The 13,798-nt window shown below is 69.9% G+C and carries 13 protein-coding genes and 1 pseudogene; 10 read left to right on the forward strand and 4 right to left on the reverse strand.

Features of this window, described 5'->3' with window-relative positions; all coding sequences use genetic code 11:
- Positions 1–20 precede the first annotated feature (20 nt).
- From CIB93_RS26025 to CIB93_RS26065, 9 genes are all read left to right on the forward strand, one after another.
- Positions 21–407 carry a hypothetical protein gene (locus CIB93_RS26025; RefSeq protein ID WP_096630292.1) on the forward strand — a complete coding sequence of 129 codons (387 nt, stop codon included), beginning with the start codon at positions 21–23 and terminating at the stop codon, positions 405–407.
- A 606-nt stretch (positions 408–1,013) separates the two neighbouring features.
- Positions 1,014–1,412, forward strand: a complete 399-nt coding sequence (locus tag CIB93_RS26030) for an NADH-quinone oxidoreductase subunit A (protein WP_096630316.1) — start codon at positions 1,014–1,016, stop codon at positions 1,410–1,412.
- Positions 1,403–2,749 carry a hypothetical protein gene (locus CIB93_RS26035; RefSeq protein ID WP_096630293.1) on the forward strand — a complete coding sequence of 449 codons (1,347 nt, stop codon included), beginning with the start codon at positions 1,403–1,405 and terminating at the stop codon, positions 2,747–2,749. Before CIB93_RS26030 ends, CIB93_RS26035 begins: the two co-directional genes overlap by 10 nt.
- Entirely contained in the window at positions 2,742–3,629 is an 888-nt protein-coding gene (locus CIB93_RS26040) for an NADH-quinone oxidoreductase subunit H (protein WP_096630295.1), read from the forward strand. Before CIB93_RS26035 ends, CIB93_RS26040 begins: the two co-directional genes overlap by 8 nt.
- Positions 3,630–3,636: 7 nt before the next feature.
- Positions 3,637–4,197, forward strand: coding sequence for an NADH-quinone oxidoreductase subunit J (locus tag CIB93_RS26045; RefSeq protein WP_096630296.1), 561 nt, complete (start codon positions 3,637–3,639; stop codon positions 4,195–4,197).
- Positions 4,194–4,499 carry an NADH-quinone oxidoreductase subunit K gene (locus tag CIB93_RS26050; protein WP_096630298.1) on the forward strand — a complete coding sequence of 102 codons (306 nt, stop codon included), beginning with the start codon at positions 4,194–4,196 and terminating at the stop codon, positions 4,497–4,499. The genes CIB93_RS26045 and CIB93_RS26050 overlap by 4 nt, the downstream gene beginning before the upstream one ends.
- A complete protein-coding gene (locus tag CIB93_RS26055; RefSeq protein ID WP_096630299.1) occupies positions 4,496–6,355 on the forward strand; it encodes an NADH-quinone oxidoreductase subunit L in 1,860 nt (619 codons plus the stop codon). Before CIB93_RS26050 ends, CIB93_RS26055 begins: the two co-directional genes overlap by 4 nt.
- Positions 6,356–6,359: 4 nt before the next feature.
- Positions 6,360–7,865 carry a NuoM family protein gene (locus CIB93_RS26060; RefSeq protein WP_096630301.1) on the forward strand — a complete coding sequence of 502 codons (1,506 nt, stop codon included), beginning with the start codon at positions 6,360–6,362 and terminating at the stop codon, positions 7,863–7,865.
- Between the two features lie 5 nt (positions 7,866–7,870).
- Entirely contained in the window at positions 7,871–9,289 is a 1,419-nt protein-coding gene (locus CIB93_RS26065; protein WP_096630318.1) for an NADH-quinone oxidoreductase subunit N, read from the forward strand.
- 560 nt (positions 9,290–9,849) lie between these two features.
- Here CIB93_RS26065 and CIB93_RS26070 read toward each other — a convergent pair.
- From CIB93_RS26070 to CIB93_RS38105, 4 genes are all read right to left on the reverse strand, one after another.
- A complete protein-coding gene (locus tag CIB93_RS26070; RefSeq protein WP_096630302.1) occupies positions 9,850–10,632 on the reverse strand; it encodes an NAD(P)-dependent oxidoreductase in 783 nt (260 codons plus the stop codon).
- On the reverse strand, positions 10,629–11,786 hold the full coding sequence (locus CIB93_RS26075; protein WP_179500250.1) for a macrolide family glycosyltransferase: 1,158 nt from the start codon (positions 11,784–11,786) through the stop codon (positions 10,629–10,631). Before CIB93_RS26075 ends, CIB93_RS26070 begins: the two co-directional genes overlap by 4 nt.
- 40 nt (positions 11,787–11,826) lie before the next feature.
- Complete coding sequence (locus tag CIB93_RS26080) at positions 11,827–12,468, reverse strand: flavoprotein (RefSeq protein WP_257002364.1); 642 nt, start codon at positions 12,466–12,468, stop codon at positions 11,827–11,829.
- 94 nt (positions 12,469–12,562) lie between these two features.
- Positions 12,563–12,700: a hypothetical protein gene (locus tag CIB93_RS38105; RefSeq protein WP_179500251.1), complete on the reverse strand. Its 138-nt coding sequence runs from the start codon at positions 12,698–12,700 to the stop codon at positions 12,563–12,565.
- Between the two features lie 308 nt (positions 12,701–13,008).
- Here CIB93_RS38105 and CIB93_RS26085 point away from each other — a divergent pair.
- Positions 13,009–13,798: pseudogene (locus CIB93_RS26085) on the forward strand (glycosyltransferase); the annotation flags it as partial.

Here is a 13,798-nt window from a genome sequence, read left to right on the forward strand (position 1 = left end):
GTGGTCACGGAACCTGAGGCGTGAGCAAGCGCCGCACGCGCTCTCTGGTTCCGCCGTGGTCGCGACTGCTGTGGCTCGGAGCGCTGATCTTCGGGCTCCCGTACGCCCACGGCCTCCATGCCGACAGCAACGCCGGGCATACGGCACCGGGGAGTGTCGCCGCCGTCCCCATCGGTCATGTGCACGATCGGATCCAGGCGTCCTTCCACGACCACGGCACCGATGAGGACTCGGCGCACGTCGTCCAGGACTGTGCGACCGGGCAGCCGCCCGCAGGGTTCGGCATCCTTCCGCCGCCGGTGCCCCCGCTTGACGCGGAGGCCGTTCTCGTCGGCACCAGCAAGGCTGCGGTGACGGTTCTTCCCGCAGTGGGATCCTGCCCCACATCGGCCGTTCTGCGCATGTAGTAGGCCAAGGGGGCGGCAGTCGGCCCCTCGGGCCCAGTCCCCTCCCACTTGGCTCACCGCCAGGTCACTTCTTCACGTCCGGAGCGCCGTCTCGCCGACCGGCCACGCTTCGGGCCTGCCCCCTCGCGCGTTCCTGCGCCGCTTCCGCCCACTCGGCGGAGGGGCCGGCTGCCACGCGCCCACCGCACCATGGAACGTAACCGCGTCTCTGCTCACCGGCGGACCCGCACCTCACGACACCGTCGTGGCAGTCGTCGGCGTCCTCGTCTTCCTCGTCGCCACGCTCGTCGACGAGTTCCTGCCGGCCAGGGACGGCCGCCGCTCGCCCGCGGGCTCGTGGTGATCGGCGCCTCTCTCCTGTTGTCGTTCGGCATCGGCATGCTCAGCGGCGGGCTCCAGCACTTCGAGGACTTACCTGCACACGCGGCGATCCTCGTCCCGCTGGGGAGAGTCGTCTCGTTCACCGCCTTCGCACTCAGGACGCGGAGACCTCCTCGCGGTCAGCTCGTGTCCGTCGCCGCCTCCTCACACAATCAAGACCGAAATTTCACCTTCGTACGTGTTGCTCCGACTTTCGCGGATCGGTCGCTGAGATGCTGCCTGCCGATGGTGGGTCGAAGCGGTCCACCCGTCGGGAAGGGGGAGCACGTGGAAACCGCGCGATGGGGGCCCGTCGCTTCTCTCCTCGCGGTCGTCCTGACCGGCGTGTTCCTCCTGCATTGTTTCGGGGCCGTCGTCCGCACCATCCGAGAGCCGCTGCACACCGGCCCGTTCAGCGGCGGCCTCGAACCCCGGGAGCATCCGGTATCGCGCTTCCACGTGCGCTGGTACCCCGTGACGATGATCTTCCTCGCGTTCGATATGGAAATGCTCTTCATGTACCCGTGGACGAAGGTCGTTCCGGAGATCGGCACTGCGGCAGTCGTCGAGATGTTCCTGTTCCTCGGCATCCTGCTCGCCGGCGTCGGCTACGCCTGGCGTGAAGGGGCCTTCCGATGGACCTGAGGGCGGGCATCGGCAAGATGGCCTTGGCCCGGCCGGCCGTGCTGATCGCGCCCAGTCGGGGCGCTACGCGCGAAAGGCTGGCCGTCGAGGCGGAGCTCGCCCGCAGGGCGTGGCCCCAGGCCGCCGGTCCCGCATCCGCGGACCTGGTGGTCTTCGCGGGCGCCCCGCTTCCTGTTCGCGAGGGTGACTGGGCGGAGCGGCTGTGGCAGGGCGTACCGGGCCCGAAGGCGCTGGTCACCATCACCGGTGCCGAGCAGGCGGCGCATGCGCTTGACCACGTGCACGCCGCACTCCTGGAGGCAGTCGCCCAGCCTGCCCGGCACATGGAGCACACCGATCACCGGCAGGGTCACGCCCCGGCGCCGCAGCACCGCGCCGGGCACGACAACCACGAGCAGCATGGTGGACACGACGGCCCTGGTGGCCATCACGGGGGCGGTAATCACACGGGGCATGACCCACGTCAGGCACCTGGGCACATGGCCGACGGCGGCGGCACGGACCACCCCCACATGTCTCATGACGCCACGGGGCATGACCAGATGGGACATGGCGACCACGGCCACCACATGGGCACCATCGCCGGCCTTCCCCTGGCCGAGAGGGCCGACGACCGGGACGGATTGAGGCTTGACCGGCTCCACGTGCCGCTCGGGCCCGCGCTCCCGGACTGGCCGGCGGGACTGGTGCTGCACCTCGAACTCCAGGGCGACGTCGTACAGCGCGCGGAGGTTGAAACCGTGCCCGCGCCTTCCCCATCCGGGCCTGCGTTCTGGAACGAGCCGTGGCTCAGGGCCATGACCGGTGATCCGGTGACGGTCGGCGAGGCCGCTCGGCGGCGATGTGCGGCACACCTCGACAGCCTCGGCAGACTCCTCGGTGTCGCCGGCTGGAGGGAGTCGGCGACTAGAGCACGCGTCGCCCGCGATCGCACGCTCGACGGTGCCCCCGGAGCGGAACTCCAGTTGCTCGTCTGCCCTTTGGCCCGGCGCGTACGCAGGTCGTGGACACTGCGCTGGCTCACGGCGGGAGTTGGCGAACGATTCGGGAGGCAGCCGGGGGGTGACGTGCACGGGAGGCTGATCGCGTGGCTGGACGGGCTCGATCAGGCCCTCGGCCACGTCGACGACCGCGACCCGCTCTCCGCCCATCACCCGGTCGGCCCTCGGGGTCGCCTCGACACCCAGGTTCCCCCGTCCCAGGCCCTGCTGGACGCGCTGCCCGAACTGCTCGAAGGCACCGAGTACGCCTGCGCCCGGCTCATCGTGGCGAGCCTGGATCCCGACCTCGACGAACTGGCCCCTCAGCACGTGCCGGGAGCCCATGGTCATGGTTGAGTCCGCTCCCCTCTGGGCCGCCCTCGTCGTCCCTCTCGCGCTGGCATTGGCGGCCTGGGTCACTGCGACCGTCGACGCGGGGTCGACGGGCGCAGGCCGCGAGGTCCTGCGGCTGCTGGTGAAGCAGCCGCGGATCACGCGGGCCGCCGACGTCCCTCTCGTACGGCTGGGGACGACGCTGCTCCCGGTGGCCGCCGTCCTCGCCGCCGTCGTACTTCCCTTCGGCTTCCGGTCGTTGTCCGATCTGCCGGACGGAATTGTGTGGTTCAACGCCATGGAGGCGCTGGCCTGGGCGGCCGTGTGGCTGACGGGCTGGGGGCCGAACTCGACTCTGTCGCTGGTCGGCGGCTACCGTTTCCTGGCGCAGGGGCTCGCTTACGAGTTGCCGCACATGCTGGCGATCACGACGGCGGCGCTCGGCGCGGAGTCCCTGCGGGTGGGCTCGGTGGTGGACGCCCAGGCCGGGCTCTGGTTCGCGGTGTGGATGCCGGCGGCGTTCGGGATCTACCTTCTCAGCGCGCTCGCCATGGCCTTCTGGGGACCGTTCGACCAGCCGGTGGGCGCGGACGCGGCGGGCGGCGCGGCGGCCGAGCTGTCCGGGGTGGACCGCTTGCTGTTCCTCGGCGGACGGTGGCTGCTGATCGTCGTGGCCGCCGCCTTCGCCGTACCGCTGTTCCTGGGCGGCGGACACGGCCCCCTGCTTCCGGGCTGGGCCTGGACCGTGGTCAAGACGGTGGCCGTGCTGGCCTTCCTGCTGTGGGTGCGCCGCAGGATGCCGACCGTACGGATGGAGCGGTACGTCGAGCTGGCTTGGGTCGTCCTGACCCCTCTTGCGGTGGCGCAGGCCCTCGTGGTGGCCGTGGTGGTGCTCGGACGGTGAGGGAGCGATGACGACTTCGGCGTTCTGGGTCCTCGCGGTGCTCGCCGTGGCGAGCGGCGTCATGGTCTTCCGTTTCGACTCGATGGCGCGCGCCACGTTTTCGCTGCTCACCGCGCTGCTGTGTGTGGGCGGGGAGCTGATCGTGCTGGGCCTGGACTATCTGGGCATCGTGACCGTGCTGATGATGACGATCGAGATGGCCATCATGGCCGTCTTCATGATCATGTTCATGATGAACCCGGCCGGGCTGACGCCGATGACGATGGTTCACAACAAGCGGGGAGCGGTGGCGATCTGCGCGCTGTCCTTCGTGCTGCTCCTCGTCGGCATCCTGCTCGCCCCCTGGCCCCGCCGGAGCGGACGGCCTCCCGTCGATCCGACCATGGACCTGGGCCTGTCCCTGATGGGACCCCAGATGCTCACCATGATGACGCTGGGGATGGCGCTGTTCGCGACCATCGTCGCGACCGTCGTGCTCTCCACCCAGCGCGGCCGGTACGACCGGTACGGTGACAGGCTCCAGGCCCCCCGCCCCGACGACCCGGTACGGGGCGGGGTGGGCCGATGAGCCTGGAGCTGTTCCTGATCGTGGCCGCCGCGCTGTTCTGCGTCGGGCTTTTCGGGGCGCTGACGCAGCAGTCGATCGTGATGCTGATGATGGGCCTGGAGCTGATGCTGGGCGGGGTGATCCTCGCCGCCGGCGCGGCCTGGCACTACATCGCGCCCGCCACGGCCGACGGTCAGGTCCTGATCGTGGTCGCCATCACCGCCATGGCGGTGGAGATGGCGATCGGGTTCGCCGTCGTCACGGCCCTGTTCCGCTCCCGTGAGATCGACATGACCGACATGGCGGCGGAGTTGAGGGAATGAGCGCTCCGCTGTGGACGCTGATCGGCCTGCCGCTGGGCGCCGGTGCGCTGCTGGCTGTGGCCGGGCGGCCCGCGGACCGGGCGGCCCCGCTGCTCGCGGTCGGCGTCTCGGTCGCGACCCTGGGGCTCGCGATCACGGCTTCTCTCCAGCACCCGGCCGTCGAGGCGCCCCTGATGGAGGGGCTTCCCTTCCGGATCGCGGTGGACGGCCTCTCCGGAGTCCTCGTCGTCACCGTCACCGCCGTCACCCTCGCCGTACTCCTTTTCAGCATGGCGGAGTTCGGCGCCCACGACGCGCGGGCCCGCTTCTTCGGGCTGATGCTCCTCTTCTCGGGGAGCATGCTCGTCACCGTCACCGCCACCACCCTGCCGGTGCTGCTCATGAGCTGGGAGGTCATGGGCGCGACCTCCTGGGCGCTGATCGGGTACTGGTGGCGCGAGCCGGAACGTACCGCCGCGGCCGGCACCGCCTTCCTGACGACCCGTGCCGCCGACCTGGGCCTGTATCTAGCGGCCGGCGCCGCCCTCGCGGCGGGACCCGGCCCGCTCACCCTCGACGGCCTCGCCTACAGCGACGAGCCGTGGCTGTCCTTCGTGACGGCGGGGCTCCTGATCGCGGCGTTCGGAAAGTCCGCGCAACTCCCCTTCAGCTTCTGGCTGTCACGGGCCATGCAGGGCCCAAGCCCTGTGTCGGCTCTTCTGCACTCCGCGGCGATGGTGGTCGCCGGCGCCTACCTGCTGCTGCGGACCGGACCACTCCTCGACGCCTCCGGCTGGGGCGCAGACGCGGCCGCGTGGGTGGGTGCGGCGACCGCCGTCGTCCTCGGGGTCGTCGCCGTCGCGCAGACCGACCTCAAGCAGCTGCTCGCCGCCTCTACCTGCGCGCAGATCGGGTTCATGGTACTGGCGGCCGGTGTGGGGGCGACCACGGGAGGTGTGCTGCAGCTGATGGCTCACGCCGCCGCGAAGAGCCTGCTCTTCCTGGTCGCCGGCGCCTGGCTGACGGCGTGGGGGACGCAGCAGCTCCCTGAGCTGCGCGGGGCCGCCCGGGCGCACCGAACCGTCGGCGTGCTCTGCACCGTGGGCGCCCTCTCTCTCGCCGGGCTGCCCCCGCTCTCTCTCTGGGCCGCGAAGGACGTCTTGCTTGCCGTGCCCCTTGAAGACAGTCCGCGGCTCTACGCCACCGGGCTCGCGGCAGCGGTTCTCTCCGCCGTATACAGCGTGAAGGTCCTCCGCTTCGTGTGGGACTTCGGGCGGGACCGAACCGGGCAGCGGATCACTGACGGGCGGCCCGTCCCCCGGGGGACGGTCGCGCCGCTCACGCTTCTGGCCCTCGCCTGTATCGCTCTGACGCCCGCGGCGTTTCCGCCCGTACGTGACGCGCTCGGCAGATACCTCGGCACACAAGGCCAACCGTCCCCGGTGATCTGGGAGTTCGCACTCTCCGGCGCACTCGCGCTCGCCGCCTCCGCCGTCGCCTGGAGGCGGGGCGCCCGCCTCGTCCCACTGCCCGGCCCGCTGAAGGCGGAGACCGCGAACTGGTTTGGGCTGGAACGGGCCGCCCACCTTCTCCTCGTCTCCCCCACCCTTCGGATCGCCCGTGCCGCCGCCGCGCTCGACGACCACGTCCTGGACCGCGCCCTACTGGCTTCCGCCCGGGGCACGCTGGTGCTGGCCCGGTGGACGAACCGGTTCGTCGAAGGCGCCGTCGACGGCGCGGTCGAGGGCGTCGCGACCGCATCCCGTCGGCTCGGCTCCTGGGCCCGCCGACCGCAGACAGGCCAGCTGCACCATTACCTCGCCCAGGCCGTAGCCGCCTTCTCCGTCGTCGCCGTCGTGCTCGTCCTCGTGAGGTAGCCCGTTGCTCACCGCCCTCGTCTTCGCCCCGACCGCGGTCGCCCTACTGCTCCTCGCGCTCCCCTCCCGTATGCCCGTCCAGGCACTGCGCACCGTCTGGGTCACGACGGCCAGCGCCGAACTCGCTCTGGTCGTCGCCATCTGGGCCGGTTACCGGACCGGGGGCGGCATCCAGTACGAGCTGCGGGCCCGCTGGATCCCCAGCGCGGGCGTCGGTTACCACGTCGGCGTCGACGGCCTGTCACTGCCGCTACTCGCGCTCACCTGCGTGCTGTTCCTCGCCTGCGCGCTGTATTCGCTCCGCGAGAACCGACGCTTCCGGGAGTTCGCCGCGCTCTTCCTCTTCCTCCAGACCACGTGTCTCGGGCTGTTCGTGTCCCTCGACCTGATCCTGTTCTTCGTCTTCTTCGACCTGTCGATCGTGGCGATGTTCTTCATCATCGCGGGGTGGGGCCACCGCGACGCGAAGCGGGCAGCGCTGAAGTTCTTCCTCTACACGTTCATCGGTTCGCTGGCACTGCTCCTCGGTTTCATCGGCCTCTACCTGGCCTCCACCCCGCACACCTTCGACATCGTCGATCTGACCCGGCAGAACCCTCTCGCCGGCCGGTCCGCCTACGCCGCACTCGTCCTGCTCGCCGTGGTGATCGGACTCGCCGTGAAGACGCCGACGGTCCCCTTCCACACCTGGCTTCCGCCGGCCCACACCGAAGCGCCAGCGGCCGGATCCGCGATCCTCGCCGGGGTGCTCCTGAAGATGGGGACGTACGGGTTCCTGCGCATCGCCATGCCCCTGCTGCCGGACGCCTGGCGCCGGTACGCGATCGTGATCGTCGTCATCGGTGTCGTGTCCGTCCTCCACGGCGCCCTGGTGGCACTCGCCCAGACCGACTTCAAGCGGATGGTGGCGTACACCTCCGTCAACCACATGGGCTACATCATCCTGGCTGTCGGCGCGGCCGCCGCGACCGCCGACACCTCCGCTCAGGCCCGCTCCCTCGCGATCACCGGCTCGGTCACCCAAATGGTCAGCCACGGCCTGATCACCGGTGCGCTGTTCCTCCTCGCGGGTGTGATGTACGAGCGGGGGCGGACGTACGACATGAGCGCGTACGGCGGTCTCGCCGCCACCGCCCCTGTCTTCGCGGCCCTCACCGGCGCGGCGGCTTTCGCTTCGCTCGGGCTGCCCGGCTTCTCCGGCTTCATCGCGGAGTTCCAGATCTTCACCGGCTCGCTCGGGCCGAGGCCGCTCGCCACCGCCTTGTCCGTTCTCGGCATCCTGCTCACTGCCGGGCTGTTCCTGCGCGCGCTGCGGCAAATTCTCATGGGGCCGCTGCGACTGCCGGACGCACCTGGTACGCCACGCGTGTTCCCGGACCTGCGAGCCCACGAGTACGCGGGCATCGTCCCACTTCTCGTCCTGACCGTGGTCCTCGGTGTGGCCCCGCGCTTCCTCCTCGACGTCGTCGAACCGGCCTCCCGCGAGGTCCTGGAGCAGCTCGCCCGATGAACGTCATGAGCGAGATGAACGAGAACCCGCTCGACATCCTTCCCGAGGTGCTGCTCGCCGCCTCGGCCGTGTTCGGGCTGCTCCTCGCTGCCTGGCTGCCGCGTCGCAGGCAGTGGCTGGTGGGGCTTCTCGCGGCGGCGGCCGCAGGCGCGGGGATCGTGGCGGCGGCCGTCGCGGCGGCACACCCCGACGTGACCGCGTTCGGCGAGGCTTTCACCGTCGATCCGGTGACCAGCACGTCCCGAATCGTCGTCCTCGGCGCCGTCCTGCTCGTCCTCGCCCTCTTCGCGAGGCAGTTCCACGCGCACCCACGTGAGAGCGAGACATACGTCCTCGTCCAGCTCTCAGCCCTCGGCGCGCTCGTCATGGCCGGCACCCAGGACCTGCTGCTACTCGCCGCCGGGTACCTGCTGACGAGCATCCCCGCGTACACGCTCGCCGGCTTCCGGAAGGACGGCCCGGGTACCGAGGCCGCGCTCAAGTACTACGTGATCGGCGCGCTGCTCGGCGTACTGATGCTTGGCGGCATCACCGTCCTCTACGCCGCAGGGCGGGCGACCGGCTACCCATCGCTCGGGCCCACGCTCTCCGAGGCGCCCGAGGGGCTCGTCGCGGCGGGGGCCGTCGGGCTCCTGGCCGGCGTGCTGTTCAAGGCCGGTGCCGTGCCCGCCCACTTCTGGGTGCCGGACACGGTGCAGGGCAGTACGGCGCCGGTGGCGGCCTTCCTGACCACGATCCCGAAGATCGGCGCCCTGGCTGCCCTGCTGCGGCTCGGCCAGGCGGTTCTCGCCGACAGCGGCATGCCGTGGCCCGAGGTCATCGCGGTGATCGCCGCCGCGTCGATGACACTGGGCAATCTCGCCGCCTTCTTCCAGGACGACGTCAAACGGCTCCTCGCGTACTCGACCATCAGCCAGGTCGGATACCTGCTGCTGCCCGTTGCCGTCACCGGGCGGTCGGACCTCGCCCAGCCCGCCCTGCTGTACTACCTGGCCGCGTACGCCGTCACGAACCTGGGCGCCTTCGCCGTGGTCTGCGCCCTCCCCCGGGCCACCCGGCTCGCCGACTACCGCGGCCTCGCGCGGCGACGACCGCTCCTCTCCGCCAGCCTCGTCATCTGCCTCCTCGGCCTCGTCGGCACACCGCCGACCGCCGTGTTCGTCGGCAAACTGGAGGCGTTCAGCGCCGCCATCGACGGCGGCTACACCTGGCTCACGATCCTGGCCGCCGTCAACACCGTCGCCTCCCTCTTCTACTACCTGCGCTGGATCGCCCCTGCCGTCTCGCCGGGTGACGGTACGGCTCTCACCGATAGCGACCGCTCGGCTCGGGGCGTTGCCTACACGGCCACCCTGATCTCCGTGGGCCTCGGACTCGCCGCAGGCCCCGTACTCCCCGCCCTGGGCAGTTCCCTCGCCACCTGATCGCGGCGAAACCGCCGACCGCAGACGCCTCGACAAGATCGAGGCGGCGCGCCAGAAGTGCGTCCTGCGGGAAGCCGCGGTGGAAGAAGCCCGTATCCAGTACGCCGAGGCGTACCGCTTCGGATACTTCGAAACGCAGGCAGCGACATGACTACAGCCACCCGACCAGCGGAGCACGTGAGCGCCGTACGCACGCGAGTCGAGTCCATGCCGCCCGGGGCGCATGTGACGCACGCTCGGCAAAGCCCCAGGTCAGCTGCTCTTGTCGGCAGGCTCAAGGATCGCGACGCACTCGACACGGTGGGTCCCAAGGAACAGATCGAGCCAAAACAGGTGAAGGAGAGTCACAGATCAGGGACTTGTGAACCGGGCTCCCTGGCGTGAGTGGTGTGCTCCATGGGCGCTGTGTACGGAAAGCGCGACGCTGGCTCGCAGCGGCCCTCCCCGCCTCGCCGGACAAGGCAGCCTGCAGACACCGCCGGACCGGCCTATCCGCCCCAGCGGGCGCCCTGGCCCAACTCCGCCTACACGCCTCGCTCTGGCCGCTACTGTCCCGCCAGTCACCATGTCCGTGTGGGGGACTTCTCAACGTACCCACCCGCCTGGCGTCCTACGTAGCGGCCGACCAAGCTGTCCAGGTATCGGGGGCCGAACCCGAAATCAGCTACTTCGGGGACTAGAGCCCGCATGAGCTGGTTGGAGATGCGCAGGGTCTCGGACGGCACATCCAAAAAAGTCCGGTTCGCGGATCTGCCCATCTCCGACTCAAGGGCCGTGACGATCTGGTCGACAGGAAAGGCCGTCCCGGAAGCCACATTGACGGTACGGTCGCGCACACCCAGAGCGAGCAACCGGTCGAGCACCGTGGCGAAATGATGCACGCCCATCAAGTCTCGGCGGGCCCCGCGGTGCACCATGACCGTGCCCGAGTGGATCTGGCGGAGAAGGGAGGGGAACAACTGCGCCGGGTTCTGGCGCGGGCCGACAACGTGGCTGAGCCTGAGCGTCAGCCAGTGCGCCCCGGAGTTGGCCACGAGCCGCTCCATGGCCAACTTGTGCCGCCCGTACGGGGAGACAGGGGCCACCCGGGAGTCTTCACGGCCCTCACCCTCCCTTCCGTAGAGCCCAGTGGCCGCAGAGGAGAGGAACACCAGCAGCCGACCACCCTCTCTGCACCGCAGTGCGGTCTCGGACACCATCGCGGCCTCGCGGCGGAACCGCTCTGGTGATGTCTCCGATGTGTCCGAGACACCGGCGGCCAGGATGGTCGCCGACGCGTCTGGGGGGAGGTGCTGACGGAGGTACTCCGCGAGGAAGCCCCGGCCGATGACTTCCCTCGTCATGCCGCCGCCGGGAGCCGTCGCACTACGGCGCCGGCCGCTGCCCCCGCTCCGCCAAGGCTCCGGATCTCGTCGCGCATCGCGTGCACCCGGCGGCGTACGCCGTCGTGGGCGTGCACGGCGAGCGCCGACCTGCGCAGGAGGTCGGCCGTGACCGATCGGAGGGGGATCGCCGTGCCGAGCCCGAGCTCCCGCACCCGCCTGGCGGTGTCGGCCTGCTCCCGGAGCCGCGGAACGACCAAGGACGGCACGCCGTGGTGCAGGCTCTCCATCGTCGTGGCCATTCCCCCGTGGTGGATGACCAGCGAGGCGTGCGCCATGACGGCCCGCAGCGGAACCCAGCGGTGCGCTTCCACGTTCGGGGGCAGCGTGGAGAGCGCGGCGGGGTCGGTGCGGTCGCCGATCGCCATCACCAGGTGCCAGTCGAGACCGGCGAACGCCTCCGCCGCGGTGGCGAAGAACTCCGGGTGGCCGTGGTCGAGGGAGCCCAGGGTGACCAGTGCGACCGGGGCACCGCCTGCTGGCGGTGCCCACCGCGAGGAGTCCGGTGCGGGCGGGAGGGCCGGCCCAGCGAAGGTGTACGACTCGCCAAAGCCGTCACCGTCCGGCTGGAAGGAGCGCGGGACCAGGACGAGCCCTCCCGAGAGGGCCGCGTCCAGGTGTGCGCTCACCTCGGTCCGGATGCCCTCTTCGGCCAGGAACGAGGCGAGCCCGGACAGGAACTCCCCGGCAACGGGGTTGGCGCCGGGCGCATCCGGTGCGGCGAGGGACCAGTGCCGGCGGGCGGCGAGGTACGTCCACACCTGCATCGACGGGATGCCCCACTTCGCGGCAAGCACGCTCCCGGCGCCCGCCGGATCCTCGGTGAGGACGAGATCTGGGCGGTCGCCGCCGAAGTGCGCCTCCAGAAGGGGCAGTACCGCTCGGGCGTCGGCGAGGTAGAGGAGCGGCAACCGCCGGACGTCGGTCGGCCAATGGGCCGGGTCCGCGGGCAGGGACGACCGGAAGACCACGGCCGTGGCCCCCGCCGCCTCCACGAGCGGTGCGAACCGCTCCGTGGTGGCGTAGCTGACCCGAACGCCCCGGCTCACCAGCTCGGAGACCGTGCCCAGCAGCGGGCTGATGTGGCTGTGGGCAGCGGCGGTGACGATCGCCACGTGGCGGCCATCACCCTGCCGGTGTCCTGCCGCGCGTTCGTCAGGCGACATCGCCACCACGCATCGCCCCGGAGTCCTCTCGCGGCCGCTCGTGCCCGGCGGCACGCCGTGCGCGCAGTTCTTCGAGGCTCCGCAGGAGGTTGGGTAGCGTTTCGGGCTGGTTCCCGTCGTTGCGGCCCGTCGTCATGCTGAGCCCTATGACCGGCGGCTGAAGCACGACGTTCTCGCGGTCCGCCAGGCGGGCCCGGTGATCCCGCATCGCGGCGCTCTCCCAGCCCCCGGGCGGCAGCGCCGCGGCGAGCGCGATGGGGGCCTGCGTGCACTGGAGAGCCATGGTCGCGGGGGTGTCCGCGAGGCCTTGTGCCAGTCGCGCGATGAAATGCATTCCGGCCGGATAAACGGCGATCGCGTCCGGCCAGCCGGCCAGCTCCACGTGGAGTTTGCGTGATTGCGGCTCCTCGGACCAGGAATCCTCGAACACGAGGCGATTCGTGAGGACGGAAAGCCCTTCACGCGTCACGAACCGCTGCGCGGACCGGGTGAGAACAATGCGCATTTCCACATCCGGGTAACTTACCTGGAACCAGTTGACCCAGAGAGGAAGGAACGCGACATTGGATGATCCGGTTCCGATCAGGAGAAGTCGCTTCATCCCGACAGGGGGAACCTTCATCGAAGGCATTCCCCAATTTTCTTCATTTGGCATGTCGCACTCCGACCTCGTTGCACCTCCCGGGAGGCCGAAGCCTCCCGGGAGACGTCCATCAGACCGATGCTCAGCAACCGCACCAGGAGCAGCAGCAAGCACACAGGACAGCCTGGGCTTCCTTGTCGTCGGCCTCGACGAGGAGGTCGTCCTCGGTCAGCGCGTCCAGCTCGAGAAGGTCATCGGCGAGCAGCTCGGCGACGGGCATGGGGTGCCTCCTTGAATAGTGAATTAATTCTGCCGGATCCGAAGAACCAGCAGGACTGCCGTGGAACCGGACAGCCGACGCCATCGTGTCCGAGGCACGCCCTCGAATTCTTCAGCCCCCTAACTGGTTTCCCAGCCACCCTGCCGGTATGAGTCGACCACCTCACCTCACACCCGGGTTCGAGACGGGGCCTCAACCATCGCCCCCTCCCTGCACTTGCGCCCACTTTCACGTACCGAACAGGCCGGGTCATTTGCTACGGTGCGCTTCCGATCACATTTCTGCCCGTCCGGAAAAGCGGTGGTTCGATGTCCCATATCGCCTTCTTCAATATTCCTGGCACCGGCCACGTCAATCCGACGGCGGGGATCGTCGCGGAACTCGTGGCTCGCGGTCACCGCGTCAGCTACGCGGTGACCGCGAGCCAGGGCGCCGAGGTCGAGAAGGCCGGTGCCACGCTGGTTCCCTACGAGTCCGTGATGGGGAGGTTCCGGTCCACCATGACGGACTTGGAGAACAACGACCGTTTCACGACGGGCGACTTCGTCCAGGTCCTCCGCGGACTGGTCCAGGAGACCGTGGCGCTTTACCCCCAGCTGCAACGGGCCTTCGCCGACGACCGTCCCGACGTCCTGATCTACGACGGGCTCTCCGGCTGGACGGGCCGACTCCTCGCGGAGAACTGGGGCATACCCGCCGTACGCAGCATCCCGACACTGGCGGCGAACGAGCACTGGTCACTCGGCTCGGACGGCGAGTACGCGGAGTTCGAGCCCGACCACCCGGGGCTCAACGCCGTATACGAGGAGATCGGCGCGATGCTGGCGGACATCGGAGTGGAGTGCTCTGCCCAGGAGTTCTTCGGGAGCAGCGAGTCGGGGCCGGCCATCGTCTACATACCGCGCGAGTTCCAGTTCAAGGGCGAGACGTTCGGAGAGGACTTCCACTTCGTCGGGCCGTGCTGGTCGGAGCGCCGGTTCGACGGCGAGTGGGCCCGCGGGGGCGACGGCGCGAGCGACCGCCCCCTGGTCCTCGTCTCACTCGGCACCATCCACAACGACAACGCCGCCTTCTTCCAGACCTGCATCGACGCCTTCG

It is taken from the genome of Streptomyces sp. WZ.A104 (genome assembly GCF_002382885.1).
In the GTDB taxonomy this organism is placed as follows: Bacteria; Actinomycetota; Actinomycetes; order Streptomycetales; family Streptomycetaceae; genus Streptomyces.

What these genes read in the sequence shown, in the direction of transcription:
- CIB93_RS26070 (WP_096630302.1), bottom strand. Translation starts at nt 10,632, where the DNA reads ATGACGAGGGAAGTCATCGGCCGGGGCTTCCTCGCGGAGTACCTCCGT.
- CIB93_RS26065 (WP_096630318.1), top strand. Translation starts at nt 7,871, where the DNA reads ATGAGCGAGATGAACGAGAACCCGCTCGACATCCTTCCCGAGGTGCTG.
- CIB93_RS26035 (WP_096630293.1), top strand. Translation starts at nt 1,403, where the DNA reads ATGGACCTGAGGGCGGGCATCGGCAAGATGGCCTTGGCCCGGCCGGCC.
- CIB93_RS26030 (WP_096630316.1), top strand. Translation starts at nt 1,014, where the DNA reads ATGGTGGGTCGAAGCGGTCCACCCGTCGGGAAGGGGGAGCACGTGGAA.
- CIB93_RS26050 (WP_096630298.1), top strand. Translation starts at nt 4,194, where the DNA reads ATGAGCCTGGAGCTGTTCCTGATCGTGGCCGCCGCGCTGTTCTGCGTC.
- CIB93_RS38105 (WP_179500251.1), bottom strand. Translation starts at nt 12,700, where the DNA reads ATGCCCGTCGCCGAGCTGCTCGCCGATGACCTTCTCGAGCTGGACGCG.
- CIB93_RS26080 (WP_257002364.1), bottom strand. Translation starts at nt 12,468, where the DNA reads ATGCCTTCGATGAAGGTTCCCCCTGTCGGGATGAAGCGACTTCTCCTG.
- CIB93_RS26040 (WP_096630295.1), top strand. Translation starts at nt 2,742, where the DNA reads ATGGTTGAGTCCGCTCCCCTCTGGGCCGCCCTCGTCGTCCCTCTCGCG.
- CIB93_RS26055 (WP_096630299.1), top strand. Translation starts at nt 4,496, where the DNA reads ATGAGCGCTCCGCTGTGGACGCTGATCGGCCTGCCGCTGGGCGCCGGT.
- CIB93_RS26045 (WP_096630296.1), top strand. Translation starts at nt 3,637, where the DNA reads ATGACGACTTCGGCGTTCTGGGTCCTCGCGGTGCTCGCCGTGGCGAGC.